A 24,582-nucleotide genomic window follows, 5' to 3' on the forward strand; every position below is an offset into this window, starting at 1 on the left:
GGGGGTCGGCTCCCCACGCCGTCGCCAGCGCGTCGACGAGGAACAGCCCCCGCCCGGACTCAGCGGTGGGCTGAGGGCAGAGTCGGCGTTGTCCGGGGGGCAGAGCGCTGGTCTGGCCGGTGATGGAGAATCGCATCGCTCGTCCGCTGGTGGCCAGGGTGAGCGTAAGTACGGTTGCCTCGCCATGCACGAGAGCATTGGTGGCGACTTCGGTGATAAGTAACTTAGCGTCGCTCTCCACTGCATCGTAGACACGGGGGTCGGGGAGGCATGCCTTGAGCAGATCCGCCCCCGCGGAGCGCAATTCGCCGATCTGGGCGGTTTCGGCAGGCCGGGAGACTGAGCTTCGCCGCGTCCATCGAAGCTGGTTTTGGGGGTGGGCCGCTTGCGTAACCGGGCTGCTGATCTGGTGGGAGAACCTGGGCACGGGCTGTCCTTACTGCCGAAGAAGGTGTTCGTTGGGCAGGGGCCACGGGGGAGCGGGTAGTTTCGGATTTGCGGCGGGCGGGGGCATGCTCGAGCGGGTCTGGCCAAGAGTGGCTCGAACGACCGAGGCCCCGCTCACCAAGAAGTGGTGGCGGGGCCGGTAGCGCGGTGAGCTTCAGCGACGGCGCCGCAGCCGCAGCAGGTTTCTGCGCTGAGGCGGGCCGCCGGCCCGGGGGCCGGGCGCCAGTCGGCGCATCCTGTGCTCGGGGTGAAGGTTGCGCAGCTGCAGCCCGGGCGGGATGCCGTCGTACGGCAGCCACAAACACTCATTGACGTCGAGTGGGTCGGGACGGTCCAGGTCGGGCAGGTTGTAGAAGACGGTAACGCGCAGCGGCCGGCCGTCCTCATTCTTGCGGTGCCGATGGTGGACGGGCCGCAGGAGGGCCTCGACCTCGACCTTTTTTCGGGCCGTGCTCAGGATGTTCTGAGCCTCCAGGACGGTGTTTGCCTGGAACCTGGTGTAGCCCTCCGTGGGCTCGCGGGCCGAAACGGGCCCTTCCCGCTCCAAGTCGCTAAAGGCGAAATAGATCATCATGCGCAGCGGGCGGCGGAGAGCCTCGTCGGCGCGGGCGTTGACAAGCTGCCGTTCGTGGAGTGCGCCGTCGATCTCGCTGGCCGCCTGGCGGATGATCTCGCGCGCAGCACCGACGGTGTCCGCAGTGAGTTTCTGGTACACAGGTCGCTCCTCGGGCGTCGCTGTTGGGTTGGAGTGGTGGCTTCGTCAGCCGGGCTCAAGCGGCGAGAGCGAAGCCATTGCGGTGAAGGTGCCGGCTCGGTGAGACATGGAGGGTCCTTCGTGCTGCAGTGTTTGTCCCGGGGCAGGGAGGAGCCATGCCGATGTGTTCAAGCGGGGCCGACCATCCTGAGGCGTGGTCTTTACGATCAGGGCATTCGGCTGCGGAGGGCAGTATGTCCCTCCAGGGTCAGCGCGGCGCTTTTGCCTCTTGGCAGGACAATCCATCCGTCGATGGCCAAGCGCTCCAGTGCGGCCGTGGCACCGCCCGTTGCGATTGTCGGCTCAGCAAGGCTGCTGACGCTATGACCGCTTTCAGTCGCCGTGACCCGCCCGGCCTGGACCAGGAGCAGGAGTTGGAGTTGGCTGGGGGTCAGCCGCTCGGCGAGTCGAGCAGTCGCGTGGGCGTGCTCTTGGACCTCGTGCATGTGCTGGTCAAACGGCTCGAGGTGGGCGCTGCGCTGCCAGTGTTCGTTGTTGTGCCAGCGCCCGCAGGAGCACGTGGCCGTCACCAATTGTGTGGGGAAGCCAAGCAGGCTGGTGGACTGCCCAGCGGGCGCGGTCTGGAGCTGGTGGGCGGTTACATCGACCAGGGGGTCGTCGAAGTAGTAGGTCATGGCCTTTGGCGGGTCAGGCGAGCGTGTAGAGCTCACGGATTCAGCATGTACTCGGTGGCGGCGCGCGGACACGCCGTGGGCAGACAGGGAAGGCCCTGCTCTTGATCGACCGTGTTCAGGAGGTGGGCGAGGACCAAGTCGTTGGGGATCAGGTGCTGCTGGAACCGTCCGCACTCGCACAGGCTGATGAGGTGGAGCTCGGCCGCCTGTGGCGCTTGGGCTTCACCGCTGAAGTGGAGCCAGGTATGAACGCCGAGCGTGAGGACAGCTTTGCTTCCGGTTTCGGGCGGCTCAGGCAGGGCGTCGTCGAGCCGCGGCTGGGGTCGTGTCCCTTGCCGTGGTGTAGGGGATCAACTGGCGGGCGTATTCGGGGTGTTGGGTAGCGCCGGGGCGCTTTCGGGGAGTTCGCGGTAGATCTCGCCCATGCTGCCTTCGGGGAGGTAGCGGCGGGGGAAGGCGATCCATTCGTCATGCATCTCGAAGAGCACGGCGGTGACCAGCCGGATGAGCGCGTCGTCGTTGGGAAAGACCTGGACGACGTCGATCCTGCGCTTGATCTCCCGGTTTACCCGCTCCAACGGGTTCGTCGACTGGATCTTCTTCCAGTGCCTGGGCGGGAAGTCCGCGAACGCGGTCAGATCTTCCTTCGCCTCCAGCAGCATCGCTTTGACCTTGGGGAACTGGACGCCGAGCATGTCCGCGACGGTGTCCAGCTGGGTGCGTACGAGGCCGGCGGTGGGCTGGGTGAAGATGGTGCGGATCGTCGCGGCGACCATCTCACCGGAATCCCGGTCGATCACGCTGAAAACGTTGCGCAGGAAGTGAACCCTGCACCGCTGCCAGGCGGCGCCGAGCATCACCTTGCGGACCGCGGCGACCAGCCCGGCGTGCTGGTCGGTGACGACCAGCCGGACCCCGGACAGGCCGCGTTCGCGCAGCGAGCGCAGGAACTCCTTCCAGAACGCCTCGCTCTCACTGTCGCCGACCATCAAGCCCAGGACCTCGCGGCCTCCGTCCTCGGTGATACCGGTGGCGACCACCACGGCCCGGGAGACGATCTGATGGTTCACCCGCGCTTTGCAGTAGGTCGCGTCCAGGTAGACGTAGGGGAAGCGGACGTGATCCAGTGGGCGGGTGCGGAACGCGGTCAATGGCTCGTCCAGGGCCGCGCAGATCCGCGAGACCTCGGACTTAGAGATGCCGCTGTCCCCGCCGAGGGCTTTGACCAGGTCGTCGACGCTGCGGGTGGACACGCCGTGCACGTATGCCTCCATGATGACGGCGTAGAGGGCCTGGTCGATGCGGCGCCGACGCTCCAGCAGGCTGGGGAAGAAGCTGCCGGTGCGGACCTTGGGGATCTCCAGGTCCAGATCGCCGGCCAGCGTGGTCAGCACCTTGTCGCGGTGCCCGTTGCGGACTGTGGTCCGCGTCGGCGTGTGCTCGTTCCACTCCGCACCGATATGGGCACTCGCCTCGGCCTCGATCAGCTCCTGCACCATCCGCTCGGCGATGGCGCGGATGAGCTCGATTCCGTCGGTCGAGCGTAGTGACTCAAGGAGCCGTAACAGTTCAGACTGGGACAGGGCCATCGTGCACTCCTCGTGGTTGAACTGGGCGTTCACCAAGGAGAGTTACGCGGTGGCCCGCCTCCTGTTCAGGGAGCGGTACTCACCCGTGGAAGTGCGCCCCGGGCAAACGCCCGCGCACTCCCGGCCACTGATCCCGTACACCACAACGAGGGACACGATCGCGGCTGGCCCGGGGGCGCGGACGGCATCACCACCGACCAGTCTTCCGCAGTCACAAGCCGCCCGAGCGTGGCCGGGTGGTGCTTCTGGATGTATGCGTGAGCTTGGGCCGCGGGGGATGGGCCAGATCCGGTTCTTAGGCGGCGAGGAGGGGTGGTCAGGACCTGAAGCCTCGTCAAGAGAGTCGCTCCCCAGGGAGCGGCAGTGGCGAGCATCGGCTCCCCTGTTCGTCGAAGGTGTGGTCAGGCAGGAAGGATCTGGGCGGTTCGCGGCCCGCTGGTCATGTCTTGGGGAATCTCCGCAGGCGGTTGCCCGTGCCCGGGGGGCTGAAGTCCGGTCGGCAGGCGTCTGCCTTCTCGATGGGAGGGCAAACTATTGCGGTCTGAGATCGCATTCAATGGCTCGCCCTCGGTGTCTCTCGGCGCCGATCCCGTGGTGGTGGCTGGCTCGTTGCCGAGGCCGGACGTGGGCCTCCCGGCGTGGCGTTTGTGCTGGCTGCGGATGCCCGCGATCCGCTGGACGTAGCTGTCGCGCTGGTTGGTGAGTAGCGCCAGCAGCAACGGAGCGTCGATGACTGCGCGGCGGGTGTGGGGACGCTTCGTCACGGTGAAGAGGTCCTGGGAGCCGGGGGGGTCGGCCAGCAGGAGACCCCATCCGCTGGGGAGGTCATCCACCGCGACGATGTCCGGGCTGGCGGCGACGATCCAGCAGCGGGTGGCGTACGACGCCCAGTCCTCGGGGGTGGGTGCGCGCTGAAGAGCAAGCCAGTCAGCACGGTCAGCAACAAGGAGGTAGATGTCGATCGTGGCGGCTGCGTCGCTGCGGGGCGAGACAGTGAAGTAGACGGCATCCACGGCGGGTCCTTGCCCGCCGGGCGGCGCCACCTGGGTGAGGTAGAAGCTACTCGGCGCTGCGGCGCGCCCAGAGAAGAGATGGTCCTCGAGTTGCAGGGACAAAACTTCGCGGTTCATGGGCTGTGCGGGGCCGCGTGGCCCGCTCCTTTCGTGCGACGGATGAGCCGTTTGGCAACTGGCCGCCAGTGCTCAAGGGCGACAAGGATGGATGGGCGTGGTTTCATGCGGCCGCCCGGGACAGAGCTACCGGCCGGGCAGTTGTGTGGGTGGCCGGAAGCGAGGCCCCCAGCAGGCGGAGCTCCCAGCCACGAGCGACAGCTTGGGCGCGGGTGGCGGCGCCGAGCGTGCCGTACAGGATCCGGGCCGCGGTCTTCACGGTCGCGGTCGACAAGCCCAGCCTGTGGGCAATCTCCTCGTCGCTCCACCCATGGGCGATGCCGATGAGAACGTGGTGGTGCCGCTCCGGCAGGCATGGGGCGCTGGCGCGGTCGACGGCCCGCGCGGCGAGCAACCGGCCGCGATATGCGGAGTCGACGAGGGCGGCGTAGCCGCGGCGGGGCCGGACACCCGCCGCGGCGGCGGCGCGGGTCAGGAGGCGGGTGACGGTCTTCGCGGACAGCCCCCGACTGGTACGGATCTGCAGTTTGGTCTGTCCTGCTGCCAGCGCTTCGACGAGTTGAGCCTCCAGGGTGGAGAAGGCCCGCCTCGGCCGGTGGGTTGGGAACGGCACCAGAGGCTGGGTGAAAAGGCCCTGCTGGTGGGCCAGAGCCACAGCGTGTGCGCGGTCCTCGGCTCGTAGGTTGCGCAGGATGTGGTGCACTGCGGTGGTGACGGCCCTGGGCGCACAACCGACGGCCGTGGCGATCTTCCGGTCGGGCTGGCCCCGAGCGATGAGTTCCAGGATTGCGAGCCTGCGCGGGGTGAGCCAGGCGCCCGGTCTCTCACGAGGCTCGGGTGCCAGGCCGGAAAGAAGTCCGGTGCGGTAGCCGTAGTCGACGATTGCCGCACGGGCGGCCCGGCCCTGAGCGTCGACCAGGTTACCCAGCTGCACCATGGCCGTCTCGACAGTGGGGAGATCACACAGGAGGTTGGCGGCGATCTGCTCGTCAGTGAGCCCTCGGGCGGCCCCGGCCATGCACTGCACCTCATGAAGGGAGACGCGCGGGTTGACAGTCTGCGATGGGATGCGGTGGCCGGCTGCCGGGCGGGAGGGGACGCCAGCGCAGAAGGGGCCGTAAAACGCAGCGTGGGCAGCCATGAAGGGATCGTGCCGGTCATGAGAGTGGGCGGGGACAACGGTGATCTGGGCGCGGGGCAGCACGGCTGAACTCCTTCCGGAATCAAGGGAGACTGCGGCCTGCGTGGTCAGTGCTCCTGGCCGGCCGGGTGAGGAGGTCCAGCACGGCCGGCAGGAGCGTGCTGGTGGCGGTGGCGAGAAGAACCCCTGAGGCGGCGAGGATCGTGTGATGGACGTACGCGTGTCCTGTCTGGCTGGTCGGGTGCCCGTGCACGATCACGAGCGGGCCGGTGCTCTCGATACGCCGGCGAACTCCTGGTGGGCAGCGTCGCCAGCCGACCCACGCTGCCCCCCGCGTACCAGGCGGGCGGGGCCAACGTGCCCGTGACGTACAGCAGCTTGTGCGGGGTGAGCACGCCTCGGTCGAGACTTACTCGCGTGCTGTGGCAACGCAGCCTGATCTCGGGCAGCCTCTTCTGGTCGGCGGTGAAAAGCCGAGGGCAAGCAGGAACGCCGTGACTATCCCCTCGAGGACCGGTTCATTGGCCACCATCCCTGCCAGAGTGACCTGCCGTGGGGCTGCCAAGGCGTTACAGCTGGACAATTCGCACTCCGGACAGCGAGTTCCCAGGTTAGTGAGCATGTGGTTCCCCTCCCGGCTGGGGCTCCCATTCGGGCCCAGCCGCAGTCGTTCCCGCCGGGCACTGCCGGTGAATGGTGGTCTCGGATTCAGTCCTGCGATTCGATGCCGGCGAACGTGCGGTGATACCGATAGCAGGACAGGTCGGTGGCCATCACCAACCGGGCGTACTCCGCAAGTTCCTCACCGCGGGCCTTGCGGCCACGGCGCGTGAAGGTTGCGGCGAATGCACCGGTCCTGAAGACCGTGAGCGCCTGCGGGTCCTCGGCCGCGAACGCGCGATCAATGGCCCGGCTGATCCGCCAATGCCCTACGAAGTCCACGGCCACGTCAGTGATCCAGGTTGGCAACAACCGCATCATGGCTCACCCGCCGTCCGTGCTATTGGTCCAGCGATGCCCAGCGGCGCACTCGAGCGCGTGATTGCTCAGCAGCTGTCCCGGGCCGCGGTCGTCCCACGCGTGGGTGCCCTTTACAGCGGGCCCGCCGCAGCGCCAGCACTCCCACCGCGCCAGTTCACACGGCTCGAGTGCCCGAGGCGGTGTCGCCCGTGACGCCACTACCTGACGCAATGCGACAGTCGCAGTCGCCGACTTCAGCAGGAGCGCGGGGCGAGTGACGGCCGCGGGCTCCACCGGGCGGCCCGCGATAGGCCGCGTGATCCAGTCATCGCCCCGGATCTCCCACCGTTCCAGGCGCATTTTCAGCGGCAGGGAAGGCGGCACGGCTCGCAACACGCACCACATCCCGCCCCCGACCACGGCTGCCGACATCACTGTCAAGGCCCACGGCAACCCCAGCGCCCTCGCACTGACGATGCCGTACAACAGCCCGAGCGCCCCTGCGGCCCCCACGTCGGCGTAGAACACTGCGGCGCCCACGACGGAGGCGATCGCCCTCCTGGTCTTCGATAACAGCACTGGGTCCCCGTTCAGGACAGAATCAGGCCGGTACGCCGTCCGGCGTCGACTTTACGGATGGTGGTGAACCCCTCACTGGCCCGATGACGCTTGGGGTGACTTGCGGCGGAGGGGTCGGAGGGACAGGTGAGGTGCGGCTCCAGAGCGGAGCTGGCCATGCACGTCACCGCACGAAGAGCGGGACGCCCACGCGGAAGCGGTGCAGCCGCTGAACCTGCGGGGCGAGCTGGACCGGGACGCCGCATCGCAGCCAGCGACTGCGGCGCGACTGGGCGAGCGTAAGGGCCTTGCTGGTGGCTTCACTCTTGTTCGCGGCGCGCACGCGATAGGCGAGCACCTGGGGCTGAGGGGTGTCGGTGTAGAACAGGGCGACCCACATCGGCATGCTGACTTCCTTCTGGATAACGCGGCTTCAGTCTTCGACGCCTGGCCGCGGACTACGGGATTGGCGGACATGCGGCCGCCGGTAGATCTCATCGAGAGCAGCGGTGATGCGCTCCTGGATGACCGCGGGCGAGTCCGTACGGGGCATGCTGCGGAACTCGGGGCTTGGACGGTCCTGTTCACGGCGCAGATCCTGCATGCGCTGGGCGAGGTCGGCGGTGTCCCGGGTGCCTATATGGCTCAAGCCACGTGGGACGGAGTCCTTGAGCAGCCGCTCGTGCTCGTCACGGGTCAGCCCGGGCATCGTCGGGCGAGTGATCTGGTGGCGGCTGTCTGAAGCGCGAACGAGAGCGGGTGCGTGGTGGATGTCCATGCGGCTGCTCCAGTGGTGTGCCGTGGGGCGGTTGGTTCGGTGCAAGGGCGGCAGCGGGCAGAGGGAAGAGACTCGGCGGGGTCCCAGCCGCCAGTGAAGGCGGACGACCCCCACTCGGAGGACTCGGGCTCGTGCTCAGCGGAGGATCAGAAGGCGCACGGGCTGGCGGGGCGGCGGTGCGGTGCCACTGTCACTGGTCGGCAGGCGCCCGCAATGGAGGCAATCGGCCTCGGCGCCTCGCCAGGCGCGGCGGCAGGGTGCGCAGCGCATCAAGTGGGGTGCGTGCCTGGGTCGGTGGCTGTGGGCGGTAGTCACTGCAGAACCGCCGTGCAACGGCCGGCAGCGTCCGCAGGCTCGGCGAACACGATGGGGCGCACCCGCTTGCCTCGGTACATCGCCGCGTCGGCGGCGACCATGAGCGTGCTGAAGTCCTTGGTGGCGACGAGATCGGGGATGGCGGCGCCGATGGTGGCGCCCATCAGGTCGATGGACGCGCCACGGAAGGTGAAGGGGCGCGTCAGCAGAGCGGACAGCTCCTCAAGGCGGGCCGTGCGCTCGGTTGCCGGGAGGGCGGCGGCCACGGCGAACTCATCACCGCCGAGCCGGGCGACGTATCCGCTCGGCCCTGCCCAGCTGCGCAGCCGCTGGGCAGCTTCGAGGATTGCCCGATCGCCTGCGGGGTGGCCGAGGGTGTCATTGATGGTCTTGAGACGGTCGAGGTCGACGAAGAGGAACACCGCGTTGGTGTACTGGGCCAGGTATCCCGGGGCGGTCCGATCAAAACCGTGCCGCTGGGGCAGGCCGGTGAGGTCGTCGAGGTGCGCCTTGTCGATCTCGCGGCGCAGGTGCCGGGCGTGCAGCGCCCAGGCGGCTGCTATGCCCAAAAGCAGGGCCAGGAGCGGTAAGAGGGACGAGCCGGTGAGCATGGCGAGGAGCTGCCTTTCGGTCTCGGTCGGGTTGGTAGGCGGTGGTCAGGGGCGTACGCGGAGCGGCGGAGCGGTAAGCACGCGCAGCAGGGTCGTCACTCGCTCTGCAGGCGGTGCGGCGGGCATCGCATGGAGACGTGCGCGCCAGAACGTGCCCGAAGCGGGGCTGTGTTCGGATGGTGTGGGGGCGGAGGGCGGTTTCCGATGAGTGCCGGGCACGGTCTTCCTCTCCTTGCAGCGGTCAGTCGCTGGCCTGGATCAGGGATTGGTGGAGGGCGTGGCCGGCGGCGAGAACTGTGGCAGCGTCCCAGCCGGGCAGATGCTGGAACTCCTGGTCAAGGAGTCGCAGTACCTCGGCGTCCACGAGGCGCTGGCTGATGAGGCTTGCCGCGCGGAGCACATGCAGATACCGGTCCGGCCCGCTGGCGGCCGGGAGGTTCGCGGACAGAGCGCGAGAGTAGGCGTGATGTCCCCGGCCGATCAGGTCCTGGGCGTCCTGGCAGCCGATGGCTAGTTCCTCGCCCAGGATCGCGCTGATCCGTTCTGCGGTCTGCCGCAGCGCGATCAGGTGCGCGGCACGCAAGGCGCCGCAGGTTGCGATCTCGATGTCCTCGGCAGTCGAGGCGGAGGACATCGGGGCGCGGGTGTTGGCCGCTGCAGCGGTGCCGTCCTCGTGCCGGGAGGGCGGAGCGCCCCGGTCATCTTCGGACGAGGCCGGGGCTGGTTGCGTGCGCTGTGCGGTCTGGTCGGTGACGCCCGCTTCGGCAGCGATGTTCCTCCGGGAGCGTAGACGGGCGCGAAGTTTGGCGAGCACAAAGCCTCCCGGGCCAGGGATGGACGGACGAAACGAGGGGGGGAGCGCTGGGACTTCCCAGGCAGTGGGACAGATATGGCTGAGGCCGGCCCCGGGCGGGGACCGGCCTCAGCCGCGCCAGAGGGCTGCTGCTACGCCTCGCCCCTGTCAATGGCGGCGGTGAGTGCGTCGAGGGTGGGGTATTGGCGGTGCTGAAGTCGGAGCGACGTCGGAACGTGGACGCCGGGGATGCGGCCCTGGCGGATGAGGTCGGCGACGAGGTCATCGAGGGGTCGCGAGGCGTCGGCGAAGACGGCAGCGGCCTCGTCGTAGACGCTGGTGGTTGGCTGGCCACCGATCGGAGCTGCGCCGCGGGGCGCTGCCAGCTGGCGCGCTGGGGTGACTGCCTGTTCCAGGGCGGCTGCCGGGGTGACGTCGGGGCTGGACATAGCTTCTCTCCTTGGAGGCTCAGGCGGCGGGTGCTGCGGTGCTCTGGGGTGCGGGGAGCGGTTCGTCGGTCGGCTCCCTTGCCGCTGCGGCCTCCTCGTGGGCGGCGACCGTGTCGGCAGGCACTTCGGTCTCGCCCGGCGGGGAATCGACTCCGAGGTCTTCGCGGGTCTTGCCCTGCGCCCCGAGGGTGGCAGGCTCCGGGGTGGTGTCCGCGTTGGCTGCGTTTGCGTGGGCCTGCTCGATCAGGTGCACGAGCCCGGCCATGGTGTGCACCTCGACCGGCTCGTTCGTGCCCGGGCAGGTCAACAGGTAGGTGTGGCGTACGTAGTTGTGCTCGGAGACCAGCACCGCACGGTGGACAAGAGTCGTGCCGCCAGGCAGTTCGGCGGTGGCGGTCCCGTCAGGATGCCCCTGCCACAGCTGCTCGTTCGTGAGCAACTGCTTGCCAGAGTCGAGGCCGGCGGCGTGCGTAGCTGCGTCCCGGCGGGCCGCATGCTCGGCAGCCGACTGCAGGCGGCCCAGCATCTGTGCGTCCGTGCTGGGAAGCGCCGCAGCAAGGTCGGGACTGGTGTGACTGGCCCGGTAGAGCTCGCTCCTGCGGGCGTCGACCAGGTTCTCGACCACCCCGTAGGTGGTGATGGCCGCGCCCAGTCCGGCCGCGAGCGCGAGAGGGGAGCGGCTGCAACGGCGGTGGATCACACGGAAGGTGGCGGCGCCGCCAAGGACAGCGCTGACGACGGGGATTCCATCGAGGATGCTGCCGACGGTGGCAGCCCCCAGGGCACGCAGCTCGTCGCGGCCGCTGCGGGCGGGATCGGTCGTGTTCATGTAAGCAGCAGGCCTTCTTGTGAGGATGGGCGGGCGGGGTCTGGCGCGGGTCGGGCTAGTTGGCGCTCGGTTCGATGCCCATGGCGTCAGCGTGGCCCTTGAGGAAGGAGTCGAGCTCGTCGGGGGCGTCGTCGCGTAGCTCGTGGAGCTCGGCCGCGACGGCTTCGGCGCCGCTGGGGTCGAGGCGCAGTGCCAGCTCCAGCAGTCGCAGTACGGCGCAACTGAGGAATGTCGTGGAGGAGTAGGCGAGCAGGTCCTCGGCGGCCTTGGGCGCACTGCTGCGGGCGGCAATCACCTCGCTCTTGCGGTGCAAGGCGGAGCTTCCCAGCTCCAGGGCCAGGCGGCGCAGCTCCGCGGTCTCCGGCTCGGCGGTGCAGGCGCTACACAGGTCGTGCATGAAGGTGTTGGCAACCCAGACGCAGCCGCCGGGGCAGGGCGAGTTGTCGGTGCATCCGCAGCGGGAGCACTTGGCCTCAGCGTTGTCGGAGTCCAGTTCGGGGCCGAAGTCGGTGACGCTCACAGAGGATGTCCTGTTCTGTGTTCTGTATGTCGGGAGGGGGTCGAACGCGCCACTGTGCCGCTCACGTTGAGCGGCGCGACCCGAGAGCGCGGGCCAGGACTACGTCAGCGGAATCGGCGCTGCATTCGGCTGCTCCCGGAGGCGGGTGCGGTAAGCGGGGCTGGCGCGCGAAGTCCCGAAGCCCGGTGCTCCTGCAGCACAACGCGCCGGGACCTGATCGGTCTCGGCGCGCTGGCGATGGCGCGCGGGAGGGCTACGTCTGGGCAGGGGCTGGCGTACCTATGGCGATGCGGGCGCCGACCAGCTGTCCGGCCTGGGCGGCGGTGCGCAGTGCCCTGGTGGTGGCCTCGTCGTCGCGGGTCTGCGGGTCGGGCAGTCCGATGTTGCCGACGTAGAGGACGGCCCAGCCGTAGCGGGCGGCCTGGGGGAGCCAGCCGTCCGGGAGGTTCACGGCCCCGGTGTAGAACTGCCCACCTTGGGGGTCGAGGACCAGTAGCCCGTCCTCGCCGGCCGGGCCGTGCCCGAGGAGCAGCACGCCGACCCACTCGGCGACCTGCGGCGGGGCTTGGCGCAGTCGGGTGACGAGCTGGAAGCCGCAGCCCAGCAGGTGGCTGGCGACTACGTTGGTCAGCTCCCTGGCGGGGCTGTCGTTAACGACGTACGCCTTGCCGACGGTCTCGGCGATCAGGACCGGCAGGTCGGCGCCGCCGTGGTTGAGGACGGCGGCGGTCATCGTCATGTCGTAGCCGTCGGCGGGGGCGGCTGGGGCGAAGTCGGGGCCCATCTGGATGACCTTGGAGGGGCCGCACCGCTCGTGGAGGTAGACGACGTGGGTGTAGGTGCCTCCCGTGCGCACCACCATGTTCACGGTGCCGTCCAGCGGCTGAATGCAGGCGAAGCACTGGCCGGTGGCTAGGGAGACCTCGGCCGCGCGGGCAAGGCCCTCGGGTCCGAGGAGGGCGCGGACCTCGGGGCTCATGTGCAACTGCAGGTCAGGCACCAGCCTGCTCCTGGGCGTGCTCGTCGAGGACGGCGGCGGCGTGCTCCTGGCGGGCGTAACCGCGGGCGTCGGTGTCCCATCGGGTGTCGGCGGCCGGCACGGGACCGCGGCCGGTGCCGTGGGTGCGGTCGTGCTCCAGCAGACGGCGGGCGGTGGCCTCAGCGTCCTGCTCGCTGATCGCTGGGTCCTCGACCTCAGCGAGGGCGGGCACGGCGCGGTCGGCGAGGGCGGCGCGGTGTATCAGGTACGTGCGTTCGCGCTGACGGTCGCCGGGGTAGACGGTCAGCTTGTCGTCCAGGCGCTGGACGGCGGCCGTCGCGCGCAGCAGGGCGAAGGGGTCGGTGGTGCTCATCGGGTCCTTCCGGGAGAGGCGGGGCGGCCGGAGCCAGCTCGAATGGCTCAGGCCGCCGCGGTGTTGGGTTTCAGGGTCATGCCTGGGCGGGGTCGTCGGCCCCGGTCTTCTCGCGCATCTTGTGCACGGCCTGGTGTGAGATGCGGGCCCGTCCGGCGATGTCGGAGTCCCCGTGGCCCCAGTCGATCGCCCGGTTGACCAGCTGGCGGCGTTCGGTGAGGTACTTCTCCAGCCGGGCGCACTCGGCGCCGACCACGGCGAGGCGGTCCCAGTCCTGTTCGCGCAGCCGGGCCCGGTGGCTGTGGGCGGCGTTCTTCGTGCCAAAGAGGCGCACCCCTTGCTGCGCGGCGTGCAGCTCCTCGCGCTCGATCCAGGCGTTCAGGGCGGCGTCGCTGGTCTGGGAGGTGATCTCACTGGCGGTCAGACGGCCGTGCTCGGCGTCCCAGTCGCCGAAGTCGTGCGCCGGCCGGGGGTCTCCGTCCATCAGTACGGTCCGGTACCAGGAACGCACACCGAGCACGTGCAGGCCCACGCCGCTGCCGTCGCTGTACGGGCGGCCGAAGACCTTCTTGATCTCCGGGTGCCAGTGCTCCGAACCGAGGCACCGCGTGTGGATGCCGGTCCGTTCCGCGAGCTTGTCGAGGGACAGGCTCAGCATCCCGGGGCGGTAGACCTGGGGGAAGCGCTGGACGATGTCGGCAAAGTCGACCAGGTCGGAGTCGACCTGGGGCTGGGCGGGCTCGCGGTGTCGGGAGGTCAGGCGGCACAGCTGGCGGCCGGCGCGGGCGGAGGCGGCCGACCAGTCCAGATCGCCCCCTGCATCGAAGAAGCCGTCGAGCAGCTCCTGGGCGTACGGCGTCACCAGCTCCAGCAGGGCGTTGGCGGCCTCGACGTCGAGGTACGGGTGTCCGGTGAATCCCGAGTCGACGGTCCAGCACAGCAGCTCGGGGACCGGCTCGGCCCACAGGTCCGCTCCGGCCCCGGGGAGGTACAGCCTGCCCGGGTGCCAGCGCTTCCAGGTCTCACGCGGGACGTCGTTGATGGCCTTCCAGGAGGAATTCCAAGGCTCTCGGTGCTGGGTGCTCTCGTGGAAGGTCAGCTCGCCCGTAGCGGTGTTCAGCAGGACGTGCTGGTAGGCCCCCGGCTTGTGGGAGCCGTGGACCGGCTCCGACGGGATCACCCTCGCCACGGGCGTGCTGATGACGCGAGGAGCCTCGTAGGTGGCCGCCTGGACCTGAGGCACGGGTACGGTCTCGCTGCTCATGCAGTTCTCCTCGGTAAGTCCGGATTAACGTAGATCGATGTCACGCTGCGCGTCGACGGTGGCCGTTGCCAGGTTGGGGTCGGTGTGATCAGGCCCGCGGCCGTGCGTCGGCCACGGGGGGATCTGCTCCATGGGCACGCCGGTCGGGAAGTTGCAGAGCACTTCGGCGCACACGCGGGTGTGCCCCAGGTGTCGATCGGTTGGCCTGTCCCGCCTACGGCGCCGTCCTGTCGGGGCGCGGTCCGCAGGCCGGGCAGGCAAGCCGAGTCAGCCGAGGCTGTTCACTGCACGGTGATGTTGCGGGCCTTGATCTTCATGCGGCCGCGGTCACGGACCACGAGGTGATTCTTGGGGCCGCCGCACCCGGGGCCGTGGGTCCCAGTCGAAGCAGGCGGAACCACAGAACCTGATCTGCCGGAGGAGAGCTTGGCTCGGATGGTGGACAGCAACGCGGCGCCGGAGATGAGGGCGGCGGAGAGCGCGTAGAACACGTTGTCCAGGTACTTTAGGCCAGGGGCGGCCCAGCCGATTCCAGCTCCCACACCTGCTCCGCAAACTCCGGTGGCGATCAGCAGCATCGAGGTCCCCTTGACCCAGGCTGGCACGGGCTGTGATGCAGTGGGCTGCGGCGCCATGTGCCCAGGGGTTGGTGGTGTGTCGATGTAGCGGATCTGGAAGGCGGGCGGGACGGGGTCGAGCCCGGATTCCAGACGTCGTGCGGCGGCCAGCAACTGGGCGTCGTACATCTCGATCGCCTCTGCGGGCGTCAGCACCCGTATGAACCTGTTCTGATGGTCGAGCATGACGGCCGGCCGCGCCTGCGCCAGCTGGGCGAGCATGGAGTCGGCGGCGTCGGCCGGTAGTTGGGGACCAACATGGTCGAGGGTCATGTGCCAAAGCTCCTGTTCGGGGCAGCACCACGGGGGGTGCCAGAACGCCGGAGAGGCGGCCCGGGCCAGGTGGCTGGGTCGCCTCACCGGCGGTTGGATGGTGCCTACTGACCAACGGCGGTCAGCATCTGCTCGCGCAACTCGACCGAGCCCCACTCGCCGTGGCCGTAGTCGATGACGAGCCCTTCCTCCGCGAGCCTGCGCAGCGTGGTGGAGATAGTCGACTTGGCACAGCCGGTGGCCGCGGCGACCAGCGCAGTCGTGGTGGTGGGCTGGGTGCGCACGAAGGCGAGGATCGCGGCCTTCGCCACACCTCGCTGCGATCCCTTGCCTGCCTTCGTGGTGGAGACCGCCGGGGCCTGACCGGCGGTCTCCTCGGACTCGGCAGCGGGGGCTTCCCGCAGGTCGGTAACGCCGGGCACCGGGAGGATGATGCCCTTGCGCCGAGACGCCAGGCGCTGGCGCCACTCCAAGTAGAACGGGCCGATCCGCTCAGCCCCCTCGCGGGAGAACTGCGGCGGGTTGCCCGTCTTGGCGTGCCGAGTGGCCTGCCTGCGGTTCAGCGGACGCCAGGAGCGGAAGACTGCTCCCCGGTCCTCGACACCAGACAGATACCCCAGACCGCTAGTCGGCAACAGGCTGCCAGGCCAGGCGCCCGGGAGGTCGTAGGGGTCGGCGGGAAGATTGACCATGTGCTGGGTCATCCGCGAGGTGTTCCGCAGCGCGATCACGTTCCCGGACACCAGCGGCTGGCGCAGCGCCTCGGTTCCGATAGCCTCCAGACCCACCAGATGGGAGGCCAGCCGCAGCTTGATCCCCAGCTTGCGGCCCAGGATGGCCGCGTCGACCGCAATGTCGAGGGCCTCCGGATATTCCTGCCACACCTCCTGCCACTCGTCGATGGCCACGACCAAGCCAGGGTTGTCCACGGTCGGGGTGAAGTCTCCGATGCCGTAGTAGACGTCCCCGTCCTCGTCCTCCCAGGTTTGGATGCTGGACTTCTCGGCGCGCCGGTGCAGTTCCTCGCGCACAGCGACCAGAAGGCCCATGCACTCGTCTACACCGGAGGCGAAGCAGTCCAGATGGTCCTGCCAGTACTCGAAGGACGCCCCGTACTGCGGATCGCCGCCCCAGCTGACATAGATCCCAGTGTGCCGGTCGATCGCGAACAGCTGACGTAGCAGCTCGCTCTTACCCGAACCAGTCGACCCGGTGATCAGGTCATGGACCGTGCCCCAGTCCGGCCGGTGATACCGGTACAGCGCCGGGGCGTTGTCGATGTGCAGGCCGATGTGCGCGATGCCGCTGACTGGGTCGAAAGTGGAACCGATGCCCGGCCAGTGCGGCATGTCCTCCAGCGGGTTGCGCTCGTATACCTTCAGCGAGGCGAGGTTGGCGCTGCCGGATGGGTGCTGGGTGACCGCAACCGACGAGATCGGCAGTCCGTAGGCGGAGGCGATCATCGGGGTGGCGGTCTTGGCATCCGAGTACTGCTGACGGCCTGGGGAGAGCACAATCGTGCCGCCCCATGCCTTTCCGTCTAGGCCCGGCAGGTCCTCCGCCGCAGTCAAGGTTGCCCCATACAGGCGGCCACCGGTGCCACCGAGCCGCTCGTTGAAGACTTCCTCTCTGCTGAGTTCGTCTTCTATTTCGGGCATCTCGCGGATCCTCCGCAGCCACCACCAGGGCACCCCGGTCGTGGCCAGCCACGCCAGATAGAAGCCGACGGGCACATCGGCTGACGCTGCGGTCTGGAGGAGCGCGGCCGCCGAACCCGTGGAGGCCAGCAGCCGCCCCAACTCCCAGCGGGTCATGGGGTTGGCACGCCGCTGCGGCAGGGCACCGTGCCGTGCGAGCCACTGTGCGGACCGGGTGCGGTAGTTCGCGCGCCGCCGCCAACGCCAGCGTCCGTAGACACCGGCAGCGATCGCCGCGTTCGCCATCAACGCGCCGCCCCATCCCTCGGGCGCGTCCTGGAAGGCCGCACCGGCGATGTACAGGGCAGTCGCGGCAGCCGGCGGGCTGAGCCTGCGCCGGTTGCGGTAGCTCCAGCGCACAGTCCGGCCCGTGGCCATCATCAGCCGCACCGGGCGTGAACGGCGGCGACGCGGGCGCTCGGGTTCGAGCACCATCGCGGCTTCCGCATCCGCCAGGGCCTCGACGCCCTGAGCAGTGGTGATCGAATCCGACCTTGCCATGAAGTACATGTCCTTTCACAAACGGCCCGGCCCGCCGCGTGCCGGTGAAATCGATGTGCAAGCACGGAATCCCGTGCCGGAAACCGGGCGGCGCGCGCAGACCCTCTGCGCCTATTCCTCTACCGGCAGCTCCCGCCCCTGAGGCTGTGTGGCGTGCTCACACGTCAGGCACGCCCCGGCAAGCAGCGCTGCGGGCGGCAGCCGACCGCCATGCAGCCACACCCGCACGGCTTGTTCCAGCGGCATCGTCGGACCGAAGTCCCACACGTCGCAGGCTGGGCACTGGAAGCGGAAGCCGCCATCAGGAAGCCGCTCGAAGTCGGCGGCGCCGATGTGCTCGGCCACGATCGCCACGTCCGCGCGAGACAGGTGCGCCGGTGCCAGCCGCCCCGACCCGTAGGTGGCCAGGTCGTAGGCGGCGGCCAGCATCCCGGGGACGTCGGCCGACCGCAGCGGTGTGGCGGCAGTCCCTTGCGCATTCATGCTGACCGCCCAGCGCGGCCCAGGACGCTGGACAGCACTCGCCGCGACAGAGGCTGTCGGGCGGTGTGCTCCCGCTCGTCGCCCGGCGGACTGTCGCTTGTCGGGCTCTCGGGGAGCGCGGCGTCGCTGCTAACGTCCGCTTCCTGCTGAGGTACGCCGAGGAGATCGGTGCGGTCCAGGTCGTCCAAGTCGTAGTGGACCGACACGACCAGCGGCCGGTCGAGGGACTCGTACTGGGCGAGATGGTCGCCGGGGTGCAGTTGCAGCGACTCGGCGCGTATGAGGTTCCAGGCCGCGCTGACGATGTCCCGGGCACCGCCCAGCGTCGTTGCACTCAGCTCCTTATGGCGGGTCTCGTCGTCGCGGGCGAAGTGAAGAGTCATCCGCAGCGGAAGACCCCGCGACTCGTACTGCGCGCTGTCGTCGCCTGGGTTGCGGCTGAGCTTGGCCGCATCGAGCTCGGCGGTCACCGCATTCAAGAGGTCGCGGGCCTGCCGGGCAGTTTCCGACTCCAGATCCTTGGCGGTCACGCTCAACTCCTTCTCCCAGCACGGAGCCGGGCAGGCTCGGGGTGAAAGGGCACGCAGTGCGGCGCGCCCAGAAGATCTGTCGCTACACGGCGCCGATGCGTACAGCTATCGCCACCGTCTTGGCCACGAGGCCCGCACGGCGGGCCTCCGCCTGCTCCAGCTCGGCCAACAGCCGGTCGGCCTCCGCTGCGGGATTGCCTGCCTCCAGCGGCTCGACCTCGGGATGCCCGTCCGCGATCAAGCGGTCGTAGGCGGCCTTGCGACTCGGGGCGTCCCAGATGAACGGGATCTCCGTGGCGGCCAGCGCTCGCTCCCGCCACACGCCGATGGCCGTCTTCGCCGCATCGACAGCGACCACGTAGTTGTGGTGTGCGGCCAGCCACGCCTGTGCGGAACGCAGCGCCTGCCAGCACGTTTCGACTTCCACCAGGGCCTGATCGCGCGCGGCCCGGGCCTGCTGTTCCTCGGCCAAGCGCGGCCGCAGTCGGTTGTAGCGGCCCAGTACGTCGGTCAGCGCGACCAACCGCAGGATCTCGCCGCTGTCATCCTCGCCGGGGTGTGCCGTACGCCAACGACTCAGCGCCGCCGTCCAGGCGGCGTCGCCGGCGGGCGTGCCCTCGTCGAGACCGTTGAAGCCGTCGACGATCACGGGGGTGATCGGATCAGCGGACATTACATACTCCAGAGTCTTGGAAACGGAAGGAAATACGCTGCGGCGTGCGGCACAGCACCGGACGCCGGCCGGGATGCACCGGGCGGCGTACAAGGGCGGGGTGTGGCGTGCCGGATCAGCACGCCACACCCCGCAGATCACCCGATGGCCGGGCCTGCTACGGCGCGCCACCGAGGAAGGCTCGCCTGGGCATGGGCACCCCTGCGTTGTGGCGGGCGGTGTTGAGCTGCCCCATCAGCATCCGGTGGTACCGCTGGAGCGCCGCGGTCTCATCGACGATCGCCTTGGCCTGGGTGGAGCGATCGGCCGCGGCCTTCGCCCGCTGTCCGTAGGACTCCGAGATGGCGCCGACGTTGTTCTGCACCGAGGTGTGGACCTCGAAGTCCTGGAGTCCGCCGACGACTTCGTTTGCTTTCGCGGCCTTTGCAGAATGGCGCTCGGCAGTCTGCTGGCACACCAAGGCCGACTGCTCCACGAGCAACGCGAACTCCGCGAGGATCTTCTGCGCGCGCTCGTAATTGTTGCCGCCCGAGGCGGCGAGGACGGGCTGGCTCACCGGTTCATCTCCGATCAGTTGAAGTGAGTGTTCTCAGCGACCAGGCCGCGGGCGACCACGACTGCCTCCCACATCTGCAGGTAGGTGTCCCGGGCGTGGTACGCGCTGTCGCGCGACACCGTGGCGGCGTTCGTCGCCATCTCGGCCTGCAGGGTGTGAGCGCGGTCAAGGAGCTTCATCTTGGCGCGCAGGTCCGCGATGGTGCTGGTGATAGACGCCGGCACCTTGTCATCGGCCAGCGACTGCTCGAAGCGGGTCAACGCCGCCTCGAGATCCCGGATCCAGCTCGCCTCCGCATCCGAGTTCTGCGCCTCCATCTGCGCGTCCTGGAACGTCAGGGCGAACCAGATCAGCAGCGAAGGCAGATCACTCACGGTGTGCGTCAGCACCGGTGACTCGGGCACGGCAACAGGTCCTTCCGGGGTGTCGATCACGATGGTGCGGCCCACCCCTGCGCCAGGCGTTGGGGCATCCTCCACAGCGCCGCCTGCCTCCACACTCTGGCTGGAGCCGCCAGTACCGATCTCTGCGGCCCCGCCCTGCGGCGGGACCGCGATGACCCGCGCAGGCCCCGACGCCTCTGGGGCCGTCGAAGACTCCGTCGACGCGACCGGCGGAACCGGAACCGGACCGGGTGGCGCAGCCGGGGGTGCCGCACTCGCCGGGGCAGGCGGTACCCCGGGGGGTGGCGGAGGCGGGGTCGGCGCTGTGGGAGGAGCAGCTGCAGGGGGCGTCGACGCGGCAGGAGGCGCTGAAGAAGGAGCGGGCGGCGTTGACGCCGGGGCCGGCGGGGGCGACGTTACGGGGCCCGGCGCCGGAGCAGATACGCCTCTCGCAGATCCCGACGGACTCGGCGGAGTCGCCGGAGGAGTGGGAGGCACCGAGGGCACGGCCGGCGGAGGCGGCGTAGCAGCGCCGGTGCCGGGAGCCGGGGCGGGCCCAGATGCTCCGGCCGCAGCGGCGGCACGCTCAGCGCGCCGGGCCTCGATGCGCTGCCGCGCCTGCCGCCGGACCCGCTTGCTGCGGGCAGCGCGGTAGCCCTCGCGGGCCCCACGGCCGAAGCCGATGGCTCCGTCGTACGCAGCTAGGGCGGTCGTGGTGCCCAGGGCGCCCGCGTAGCCGCCGAGCTTGCCGCTCACACCCACCGGGCCCTTCTTGCCCTTGGACTTGCGGCGCTTAGCCGCGCGTTTGCGGGCCGCCTTCACCCGGGCCTGGTGGTTTCCTGCGATGTTCCTGCCGATGGACAGCGTGCCCTCGACGATGGCGTAAGCGCAGTACCACAAAAAGAGCAGCTCAAGCATGAGGTCCTTCCAGGGGTCATGGAGATAAGGGCCGTGGCGCGCTGCCTGTGCCAGAGCCCGGGGATACACGGGGAGTTACGAGGTGCTCAGCGGCTCTCAGAGCGCCTGCAGCGCCTCGGACGCCCCAGTGGGTGTCCGACGCGCTGCGGAGGCTCTTGATGCCTCATGAGGCGCCCTGGAGGGCGCCCCTTGCAGCCGGTCAGAACCAGCTCGTGATCAGGCCGGCGAACTCGGTGCCGCCGTTGTAGTAGGCCTCGGCGATGAAGGCTCCGACCGTGCCGGGGATGAACACCGCGGTGTACGGCAGCAGGCTGATTGCGCCGAGGACCTGCGTACTGGCATTGCCGTCGGCTGCCTGAGCCACGCAGAAGGCCAACAGGCCCAGCGCGACGATCACCATCAGCGGGATTCCGAGCCAGCCGACGAACTTCGCGATCAGGTTGTCATTCAGCCACGTGATCATGCTGTTGACGAACATTCCGAGGCCGGTGCCTGCGGTGAACAGCGAGGCGAAAAACATCAGCACGCACTGCCCGATGGGTAGCGCGAGTTTCCGGGTCCTCTGGCCTCGGCCGAGCATCTGCAGTGCGACGATGAGGCCGAAGCAGGCGGCCGCGGCACCACCGTTCGCCAAAGTCTGCATATCGGGGCATTCCTCTCTCTGTGGGTGGGGTGGCTTGCGATTACGGAACGTGGCTGCTATCTCGCGCGCGTCGCGCGCGTCGCGCCTCCGCGTGGGGTCTCGTGAAGTTCACGGCGCTTGTGAAATTCGCCTTGTGAATCTCACGCTGCGTCACGATGACGCCCGCGGCGTCGCAGCTCGAACTCGTGGGCCTCGAGGAGGTCGCCGGCCCTCTTCCACACGTCGTCGCGCTTCTCTTCCGGCCAGCTCTTCACCGCGGCACGGACCGCGTCCCACAGCGCGGCGGCGCGGCGGTCCAACCCTCGCTTCTCTGCCTTGGCGACCTTGGAGTCGCGGGCGTCCCGGGCGGCCTCGCTGGGGGTCGATTCTGGCCAATGGAGCCGGGACTCCAGCTGCTCCAGCAGGCTGCCGAGCTCCTTCCAGGCCATCGGCTGGGCCCGGGGAGGTAGGTCCTTGAGTGCTGCGCGTACGAGGTCCCAATGGACGCCCGCGACGCGATCGAGGCCCTGCGGGCGGGCCTTCTGGAGTTTCTCGGCGCGTGCATTCTGGTACGAAATGCCCCTTCGGTTGCGCCTCTTCCGGGCGGTCGTCGACCGCTTCGACGGACGCTTCCAGGGGGCCGGAGGAGAAGACACGAAGGCTCCAGTGCAATGGGATAAAAAGGGACTAAACAGACGCCTGGTTGGAGTCGGCGCCGAGGACTGACAAGCTGACAAAGGCGCTACGGCGCCGACACCGTGGTCCCGGGGTGGTGTCAACATCCCGGGACCACGGTGAAACCCGCCGAACGCGAGCAAAACCGCAGGCCAGAGGGTGTTCCTAGCCTGTAGAGCGCTGCTGCGGAGGCTTGATCCCCGGGACCCGAGCGTGCACCGCCGGGTAGATCCGGGTACGCCAGCGGTCGCTGTTGCCGCCCAGCTCCTTCTGCAGCGTGTTGAGGCCGACCTCACCGGCAGGCCGCCCGGAGTCAATGAGCCCCTGGGCGAACTTCACCGCGCGGTCGACCATTTCCTCGTCCGGAACGCGCGGGCGCCGCCCCAACTGGACGACCGTCCCGCGAGAGCCATCCGTGTCGACCGAATGCGCCGGGTCCGTCTTGTCGACCGAACCCCGCCGCTCCTCGTCGCTGACCGCGCTGACCGCGCTGCTCGACCGCTCGACCGTCTTCTTCAGGGCGTCCGGACCAGCGGTCGACGGCTCGACCGGAACCTCGGTCGAGGTCCCACCGGTCGACCCGGCTTCGGTCGATGCGGGTTTGGTCGAGGGCGCCGGGGGAGCGGTCGACGGCTCGACCGCAGCACTGGTCGACGCCTCGACCACATCGCCATCGGTCGATCCCGCCGAACGGTCGACCTCGACCGAACCACTTCGGTCGACCCCATCGGACACCTCGGGATGCCCCCGAGTCTCCGCAACAGTGGGCAGCCGCACACTCACCCGCGGCCCGACCGAAGAACGTGCAGCTGAGATGCCCTCACCGGGTACCTCGGTCGAGCCGGAGCGCACCGGCTCGACCGACAACTCGACCACACGATCGTGCTGCTCAACCGTGCTGCTCGACCGCTTGACCGTTTCACCTGCGCCGGCCGGACCAGCGGTCGACGGCTCGACCGGAACCTCGGTCGAGGTCCCACCGGTCGACCCGGCTTCGGTCGATGCGGTTTCGGTCGATGCGGGTTTGGTCGAGGGCGCCGGGGGAGCGGTCGACGGCTCGACCGCAGCACTGGTCGACGCCTCGACCACATCGCCATCGGTCGATCCCGCCGAACGGTCGACCTCGACCGAACCCCTTTGGTCGATCAACATCCTCGACCGACCATCAACCAAAGCAGCGGTCGATCCCGCCGAATGGTCGACCTCGACCACAACCGAGCCCGACCACAACCAACGCCACACGCGCGGCACCAGCCCACGCCGCACCCGCTTCACGGTCGATCCGCGGAGACGCCGGTACTGGTCCACGCACATCGCCTTCGACCACGGGTACATCCGCTTCCGCGTCACGATGAACCAGGCCTCGCCCGGATCCACGAACCAGTGCACGAAGTGGACCTGGTCCAGTTCCTCGCCCGTCAGCTTTCGCGCGAAGGACGCGATCAGCCAGGACAAGATCTCCACGCCTACGACGTAACAGATCGGCCCGACCGCATGCAGCACTACCTGCGGCCAGTCACCGACAAGCAGCGGAGGTACCACGTTGTTCACCACGATCAGGCCCGACAAGCCCCAGATCGTCGGCCGTAGCCACATCGGGATCTTCGAGATCCGCCCGAACAACGCCACCAGGTAAGCCGCAGTCGCCATCGCCAGCAACGTCTCGGCTGCGACCGCAGGCACCCAGGACCAGTTTGTGATCCCGTTTTCCCGCGCGTACGCGACCACCGAGTACATGTTGCTGACCAACGTGATCGCGATCACGAAGACCAGGCCGGTCACCAAGAACACCAGCGCCCACCGCACCCACTCCGGCAGATCGCTCAGGCGAGGCGTCACAGCACCCCGATCACCCGGCCCCAGGGCACCAGGCCCTGCACCAGAACCAGGCGGCCCCGACCTTCCAGGACGCGCCACCAAAAGCCTCCTTACTCAACGGCGGCGCCCGGCCGGCACCGCACACGAAAAGCGGCCCACCCCCTCTCGCCAGACAGCGAAACGGAACGGACCGGAACACGAAGCGGAATCGCCCCGTCATCGACCCACGGGCTCCAAGGGCGACGCGATATCCACCCCTCCGCCGAACACGAAGGGGGACGGAGGGTCCACCTGCGGGCAGACCTTCTCCACCACGGCCCGGAGTTCGGTGCCGACCATCAAGGCCAGGCCGAGCAAATAGTCCGGGTCATCCCCGGCACCCACCCGCGCGACCGCCTCACGGCCGTGATCGAGCATCGCCCGCAACTGCATCGCCGCATCCGTCGGAGCCGCCAGGGCGACATCGCCCATACACGCGGTCGACCACGGCTCACGCAGCCCGTCCAGCAGGCGCCGCGCACTGCGCAGCACTCCCACTGCGCTGGCCTCACTGATCTCCAGCCGCCCGGCCACCAGCCGACGCAGCTCGTCATCACCGAGCCCCTCATGCTTGAGAACCACGGCCATGGCCCTCACCGGACCCAGCAGATCCGGCTCATACGCCGGTCCCGCCTCGTCCACGTCCGCCACGGAGGCAGCCGGGACAGCGAC

General features: G+C 69.0%; 29 protein-coding genes. 1 reads left to right on the top strand and 28 read right to left on the bottom strand.

Features of this window, described 5'->3' with window-relative positions; all coding sequences use genetic code 11:
• From AC5WS8_RS31950 to AC5WS8_RS32065, 24 genes are all read right to left on the bottom strand, one after another.
• On the bottom strand, nt 1–427 hold a 427-nt coding region (locus AC5WS8_RS31950), incomplete at its 3' end, for an ATP-binding protein (RefSeq protein ID WP_496106999.1).
• 174 nt (nt 428–601) lie between these two features.
• Complete coding sequence (locus AC5WS8_RS31955) at nt 602–1,162, bottom strand: hypothetical protein (protein ID WP_496107000.1); 561 nt, start codon at nt 1,160–1,162, stop codon at nt 602–604.
• A gap of 206 nt (nt 1,163–1,368) precedes the next feature.
• A complete protein-coding gene (locus AC5WS8_RS31960; protein WP_496107001.1) occupies nt 1,369–1,836 on the bottom strand; it encodes a hypothetical protein in 468 nt (155 codons plus the stop codon).
• 350 nt (nt 1,837–2,186) lie between these two features.
• Nucleotides 2,187–3,425, bottom strand: coding sequence for an IS256 family transposase (locus AC5WS8_RS31965; protein WP_496107002.1), 1,239 nt, complete (start codon nt 3,423–3,425; stop codon nt 2,187–2,189).
• 401 nt (nt 3,426–3,826) lie between these two features.
• Nucleotides 3,827–4,438 carry a hypothetical protein gene (locus tag AC5WS8_RS31970; protein ID WP_496107003.1) on the bottom strand — a complete coding sequence of 204 codons (612 nt, stop codon included), beginning with the start codon at nt 4,436–4,438 and terminating at the stop codon, nt 3,827–3,829.
• A 220-nt stretch (nt 4,439–4,658) separates the two neighbouring features.
• Nucleotides 4,659–5,573: a helix-turn-helix transcriptional regulator gene (locus tag AC5WS8_RS31975; RefSeq protein ID WP_496107004.1), complete on the bottom strand. Its 915-nt coding sequence runs from the start codon at nt 5,571–5,573 to the stop codon at nt 4,659–4,661.
• Between the two features lie 831 nt (nt 5,574–6,404).
• A complete protein-coding gene (locus AC5WS8_RS31980) occupies nt 6,405–6,644 on the bottom strand; it encodes a hypothetical protein (RefSeq protein ID WP_496107005.1) in 240 nt (79 codons plus the stop codon).
• Nucleotides 6,645–7,398: 754 nt separating this feature from the next.
• Nucleotides 7,399–7,620: a hypothetical protein gene (locus AC5WS8_RS31985; RefSeq protein WP_496107006.1), complete on the bottom strand. Its 222-nt coding sequence runs from the start codon at nt 7,618–7,620 to the stop codon at nt 7,399–7,401.
• A gap of 27 nt (nt 7,621–7,647) precedes the next feature.
• Nucleotides 7,648–7,992 (bottom strand): hypothetical protein, encoded by a 345-nt coding sequence (locus tag AC5WS8_RS31990; RefSeq protein ID WP_496107007.1) that lies wholly within the window; start codon nt 7,990–7,992, stop codon nt 7,648–7,650.
• 311 nt (nt 7,993–8,303) lie between these two features.
• Nucleotides 8,304–8,918, bottom strand: coding sequence for a GGDEF domain-containing protein (locus AC5WS8_RS31995; RefSeq protein ID WP_496107008.1), 615 nt, complete (start codon nt 8,916–8,918; stop codon nt 8,304–8,306).
• A gap of 241 nt (nt 8,919–9,159) precedes the next feature.
• Nucleotides 9,160–9,732, bottom strand: coding sequence for a hypothetical protein (locus AC5WS8_RS32000; RefSeq protein ID WP_496107009.1), 573 nt, complete (start codon nt 9,730–9,732; stop codon nt 9,160–9,162).
• A 131-nt stretch (nt 9,733–9,863) separates the two neighbouring features.
• Nucleotides 9,864–10,160 (bottom strand): hypothetical protein, encoded by a 297-nt coding sequence (locus AC5WS8_RS32005; RefSeq protein ID WP_496107010.1) that lies wholly within the window; start codon nt 10,158–10,160, stop codon nt 9,864–9,866.
• 19 nt (nt 10,161–10,179) lie between these two features.
• Nucleotides 10,180–10,989, bottom strand: a complete 810-nt coding sequence (locus tag AC5WS8_RS32010) for a hypothetical protein (protein ID WP_496107011.1) — start codon at nt 10,987–10,989, stop codon at nt 10,180–10,182.
• A 55-nt stretch (nt 10,990–11,044) separates the two neighbouring features.
• Complete coding sequence (locus AC5WS8_RS32015) at nt 11,045–11,509, bottom strand: hypothetical protein (RefSeq protein WP_496107012.1); 465 nt, start codon at nt 11,507–11,509, stop codon at nt 11,045–11,047.
• 253 nt (nt 11,510–11,762) lie between these two features.
• Nucleotides 11,763–12,509, bottom strand: coding sequence for a DUF8842 C-terminal domain-containing protein (locus AC5WS8_RS32020; protein ID WP_496107013.1), 747 nt, complete (start codon nt 12,507–12,509; stop codon nt 11,763–11,765).
• Nucleotides 12,502–12,861 (bottom strand): hypothetical protein, encoded by a 360-nt coding sequence (locus tag AC5WS8_RS32025; RefSeq protein WP_496107014.1) that lies wholly within the window; start codon nt 12,859–12,861, stop codon nt 12,502–12,504. Before AC5WS8_RS32025 ends, AC5WS8_RS32020 begins: the two co-directional genes overlap by 8 nt.
• A 76-nt stretch (nt 12,862–12,937) precedes the next feature.
• On the bottom strand, nt 12,938–14,125 hold the full coding sequence (locus tag AC5WS8_RS32030) for a hypothetical protein (protein WP_496107015.1): 1,188 nt from the start codon (nt 14,123–14,125) through the stop codon (nt 12,938–12,940).
• A 281-nt stretch (nt 14,126–14,406) separates the two neighbouring features.
• Nucleotides 14,407–15,015, bottom strand: a complete 609-nt coding sequence (locus AC5WS8_RS32035; protein WP_496107016.1) for a hypothetical protein — start codon at nt 15,013–15,015, stop codon at nt 14,407–14,409.
• Between the two features lie 104 nt (nt 15,016–15,119).
• Nucleotides 15,120–17,213, bottom strand: a complete 2,094-nt coding sequence (locus AC5WS8_RS32040; RefSeq protein ID WP_496107017.1) for an ATP-binding protein — start codon at nt 17,211–17,213, stop codon at nt 15,120–15,122.
• Nucleotides 17,214–17,324: 111 nt separating this feature from the next.
• Entirely contained in the window at nt 17,325–17,696 is a 372-nt protein-coding gene (locus AC5WS8_RS32045; RefSeq protein ID WP_496107018.1) for a hypothetical protein, read from the bottom strand.
• Nucleotides 17,693–18,226: a hypothetical protein gene (locus AC5WS8_RS32050; protein WP_496107019.1), complete on the bottom strand. Its 534-nt coding sequence runs from the start codon at nt 18,224–18,226 to the stop codon at nt 17,693–17,695. Before AC5WS8_RS32050 ends, AC5WS8_RS32045 begins: the two co-directional genes overlap by 4 nt.
• 82 nt (nt 18,227–18,308) lie before the next feature.
• A complete protein-coding gene (locus AC5WS8_RS32055; RefSeq protein ID WP_496107020.1) occupies nt 18,309–18,899 on the bottom strand; it encodes a hypothetical protein in 591 nt (196 codons plus the stop codon).
• A 157-nt stretch (nt 18,900–19,056) separates the two neighbouring features.
• Nucleotides 19,057–19,455, bottom strand: coding sequence for a hypothetical protein (locus AC5WS8_RS32060; protein WP_496107021.1), 399 nt, complete (start codon nt 19,453–19,455; stop codon nt 19,057–19,059).
• Nucleotides 19,456–19,469: 14 nt separating this feature from the next.
• On the bottom strand, nt 19,470–19,904 hold the full coding sequence (locus tag AC5WS8_RS32065; protein ID WP_496107022.1) for a hypothetical protein: 435 nt from the start codon (nt 19,902–19,904) through the stop codon (nt 19,470–19,472).
• Between the two features lie 236 nt (nt 19,905–20,140).
• On the opposite strand from AC5WS8_RS32065, the gene AC5WS8_RS32070 reads away from it, so the two are divergent.
• Entirely contained in the window at nt 20,141–20,365 is a 225-nt protein-coding gene (locus AC5WS8_RS32070; RefSeq protein WP_496107023.1) for a hypothetical protein, read from the top strand.
• A 590-nt stretch (nt 20,366–20,955) separates the two neighbouring features.
• Here AC5WS8_RS32070 and AC5WS8_RS32075 read toward each other — a convergent pair.
• From AC5WS8_RS32075 to AC5WS8_RS32090, 4 genes are all read right to left on the bottom strand, one after another.
• Entirely contained in the window at nt 20,956–21,399 is a 444-nt protein-coding gene (locus AC5WS8_RS32075) for a hypothetical protein (RefSeq protein WP_496107024.1), read from the bottom strand.
• Nucleotides 21,400–21,539: 140 nt separating this feature from the next.
• Entirely contained in the window at nt 21,540–21,827 is a 288-nt protein-coding gene (locus tag AC5WS8_RS32080) for a hypothetical protein (protein WP_496107025.1), read from the bottom strand.
• 391 nt (nt 21,828–22,218) lie between these two features.
• Nucleotides 22,219–23,892, bottom strand: coding sequence for a hypothetical protein (locus AC5WS8_RS32085; protein ID WP_496107026.1), 1,674 nt, complete (start codon nt 23,890–23,892; stop codon nt 22,219–22,221).
• 195 nt (nt 23,893–24,087) lie between these two features.
• A complete protein-coding gene (locus AC5WS8_RS32090; protein ID WP_496107027.1) occupies nt 24,088–24,561 on the bottom strand; it encodes a hypothetical protein in 474 nt (157 codons plus the stop codon).
• Nucleotides 24,562–24,582: the final 21 nt, after the last annotated feature.

This window comes from Streptomyces sp. PTL18 (assembly GCF_059510295.1).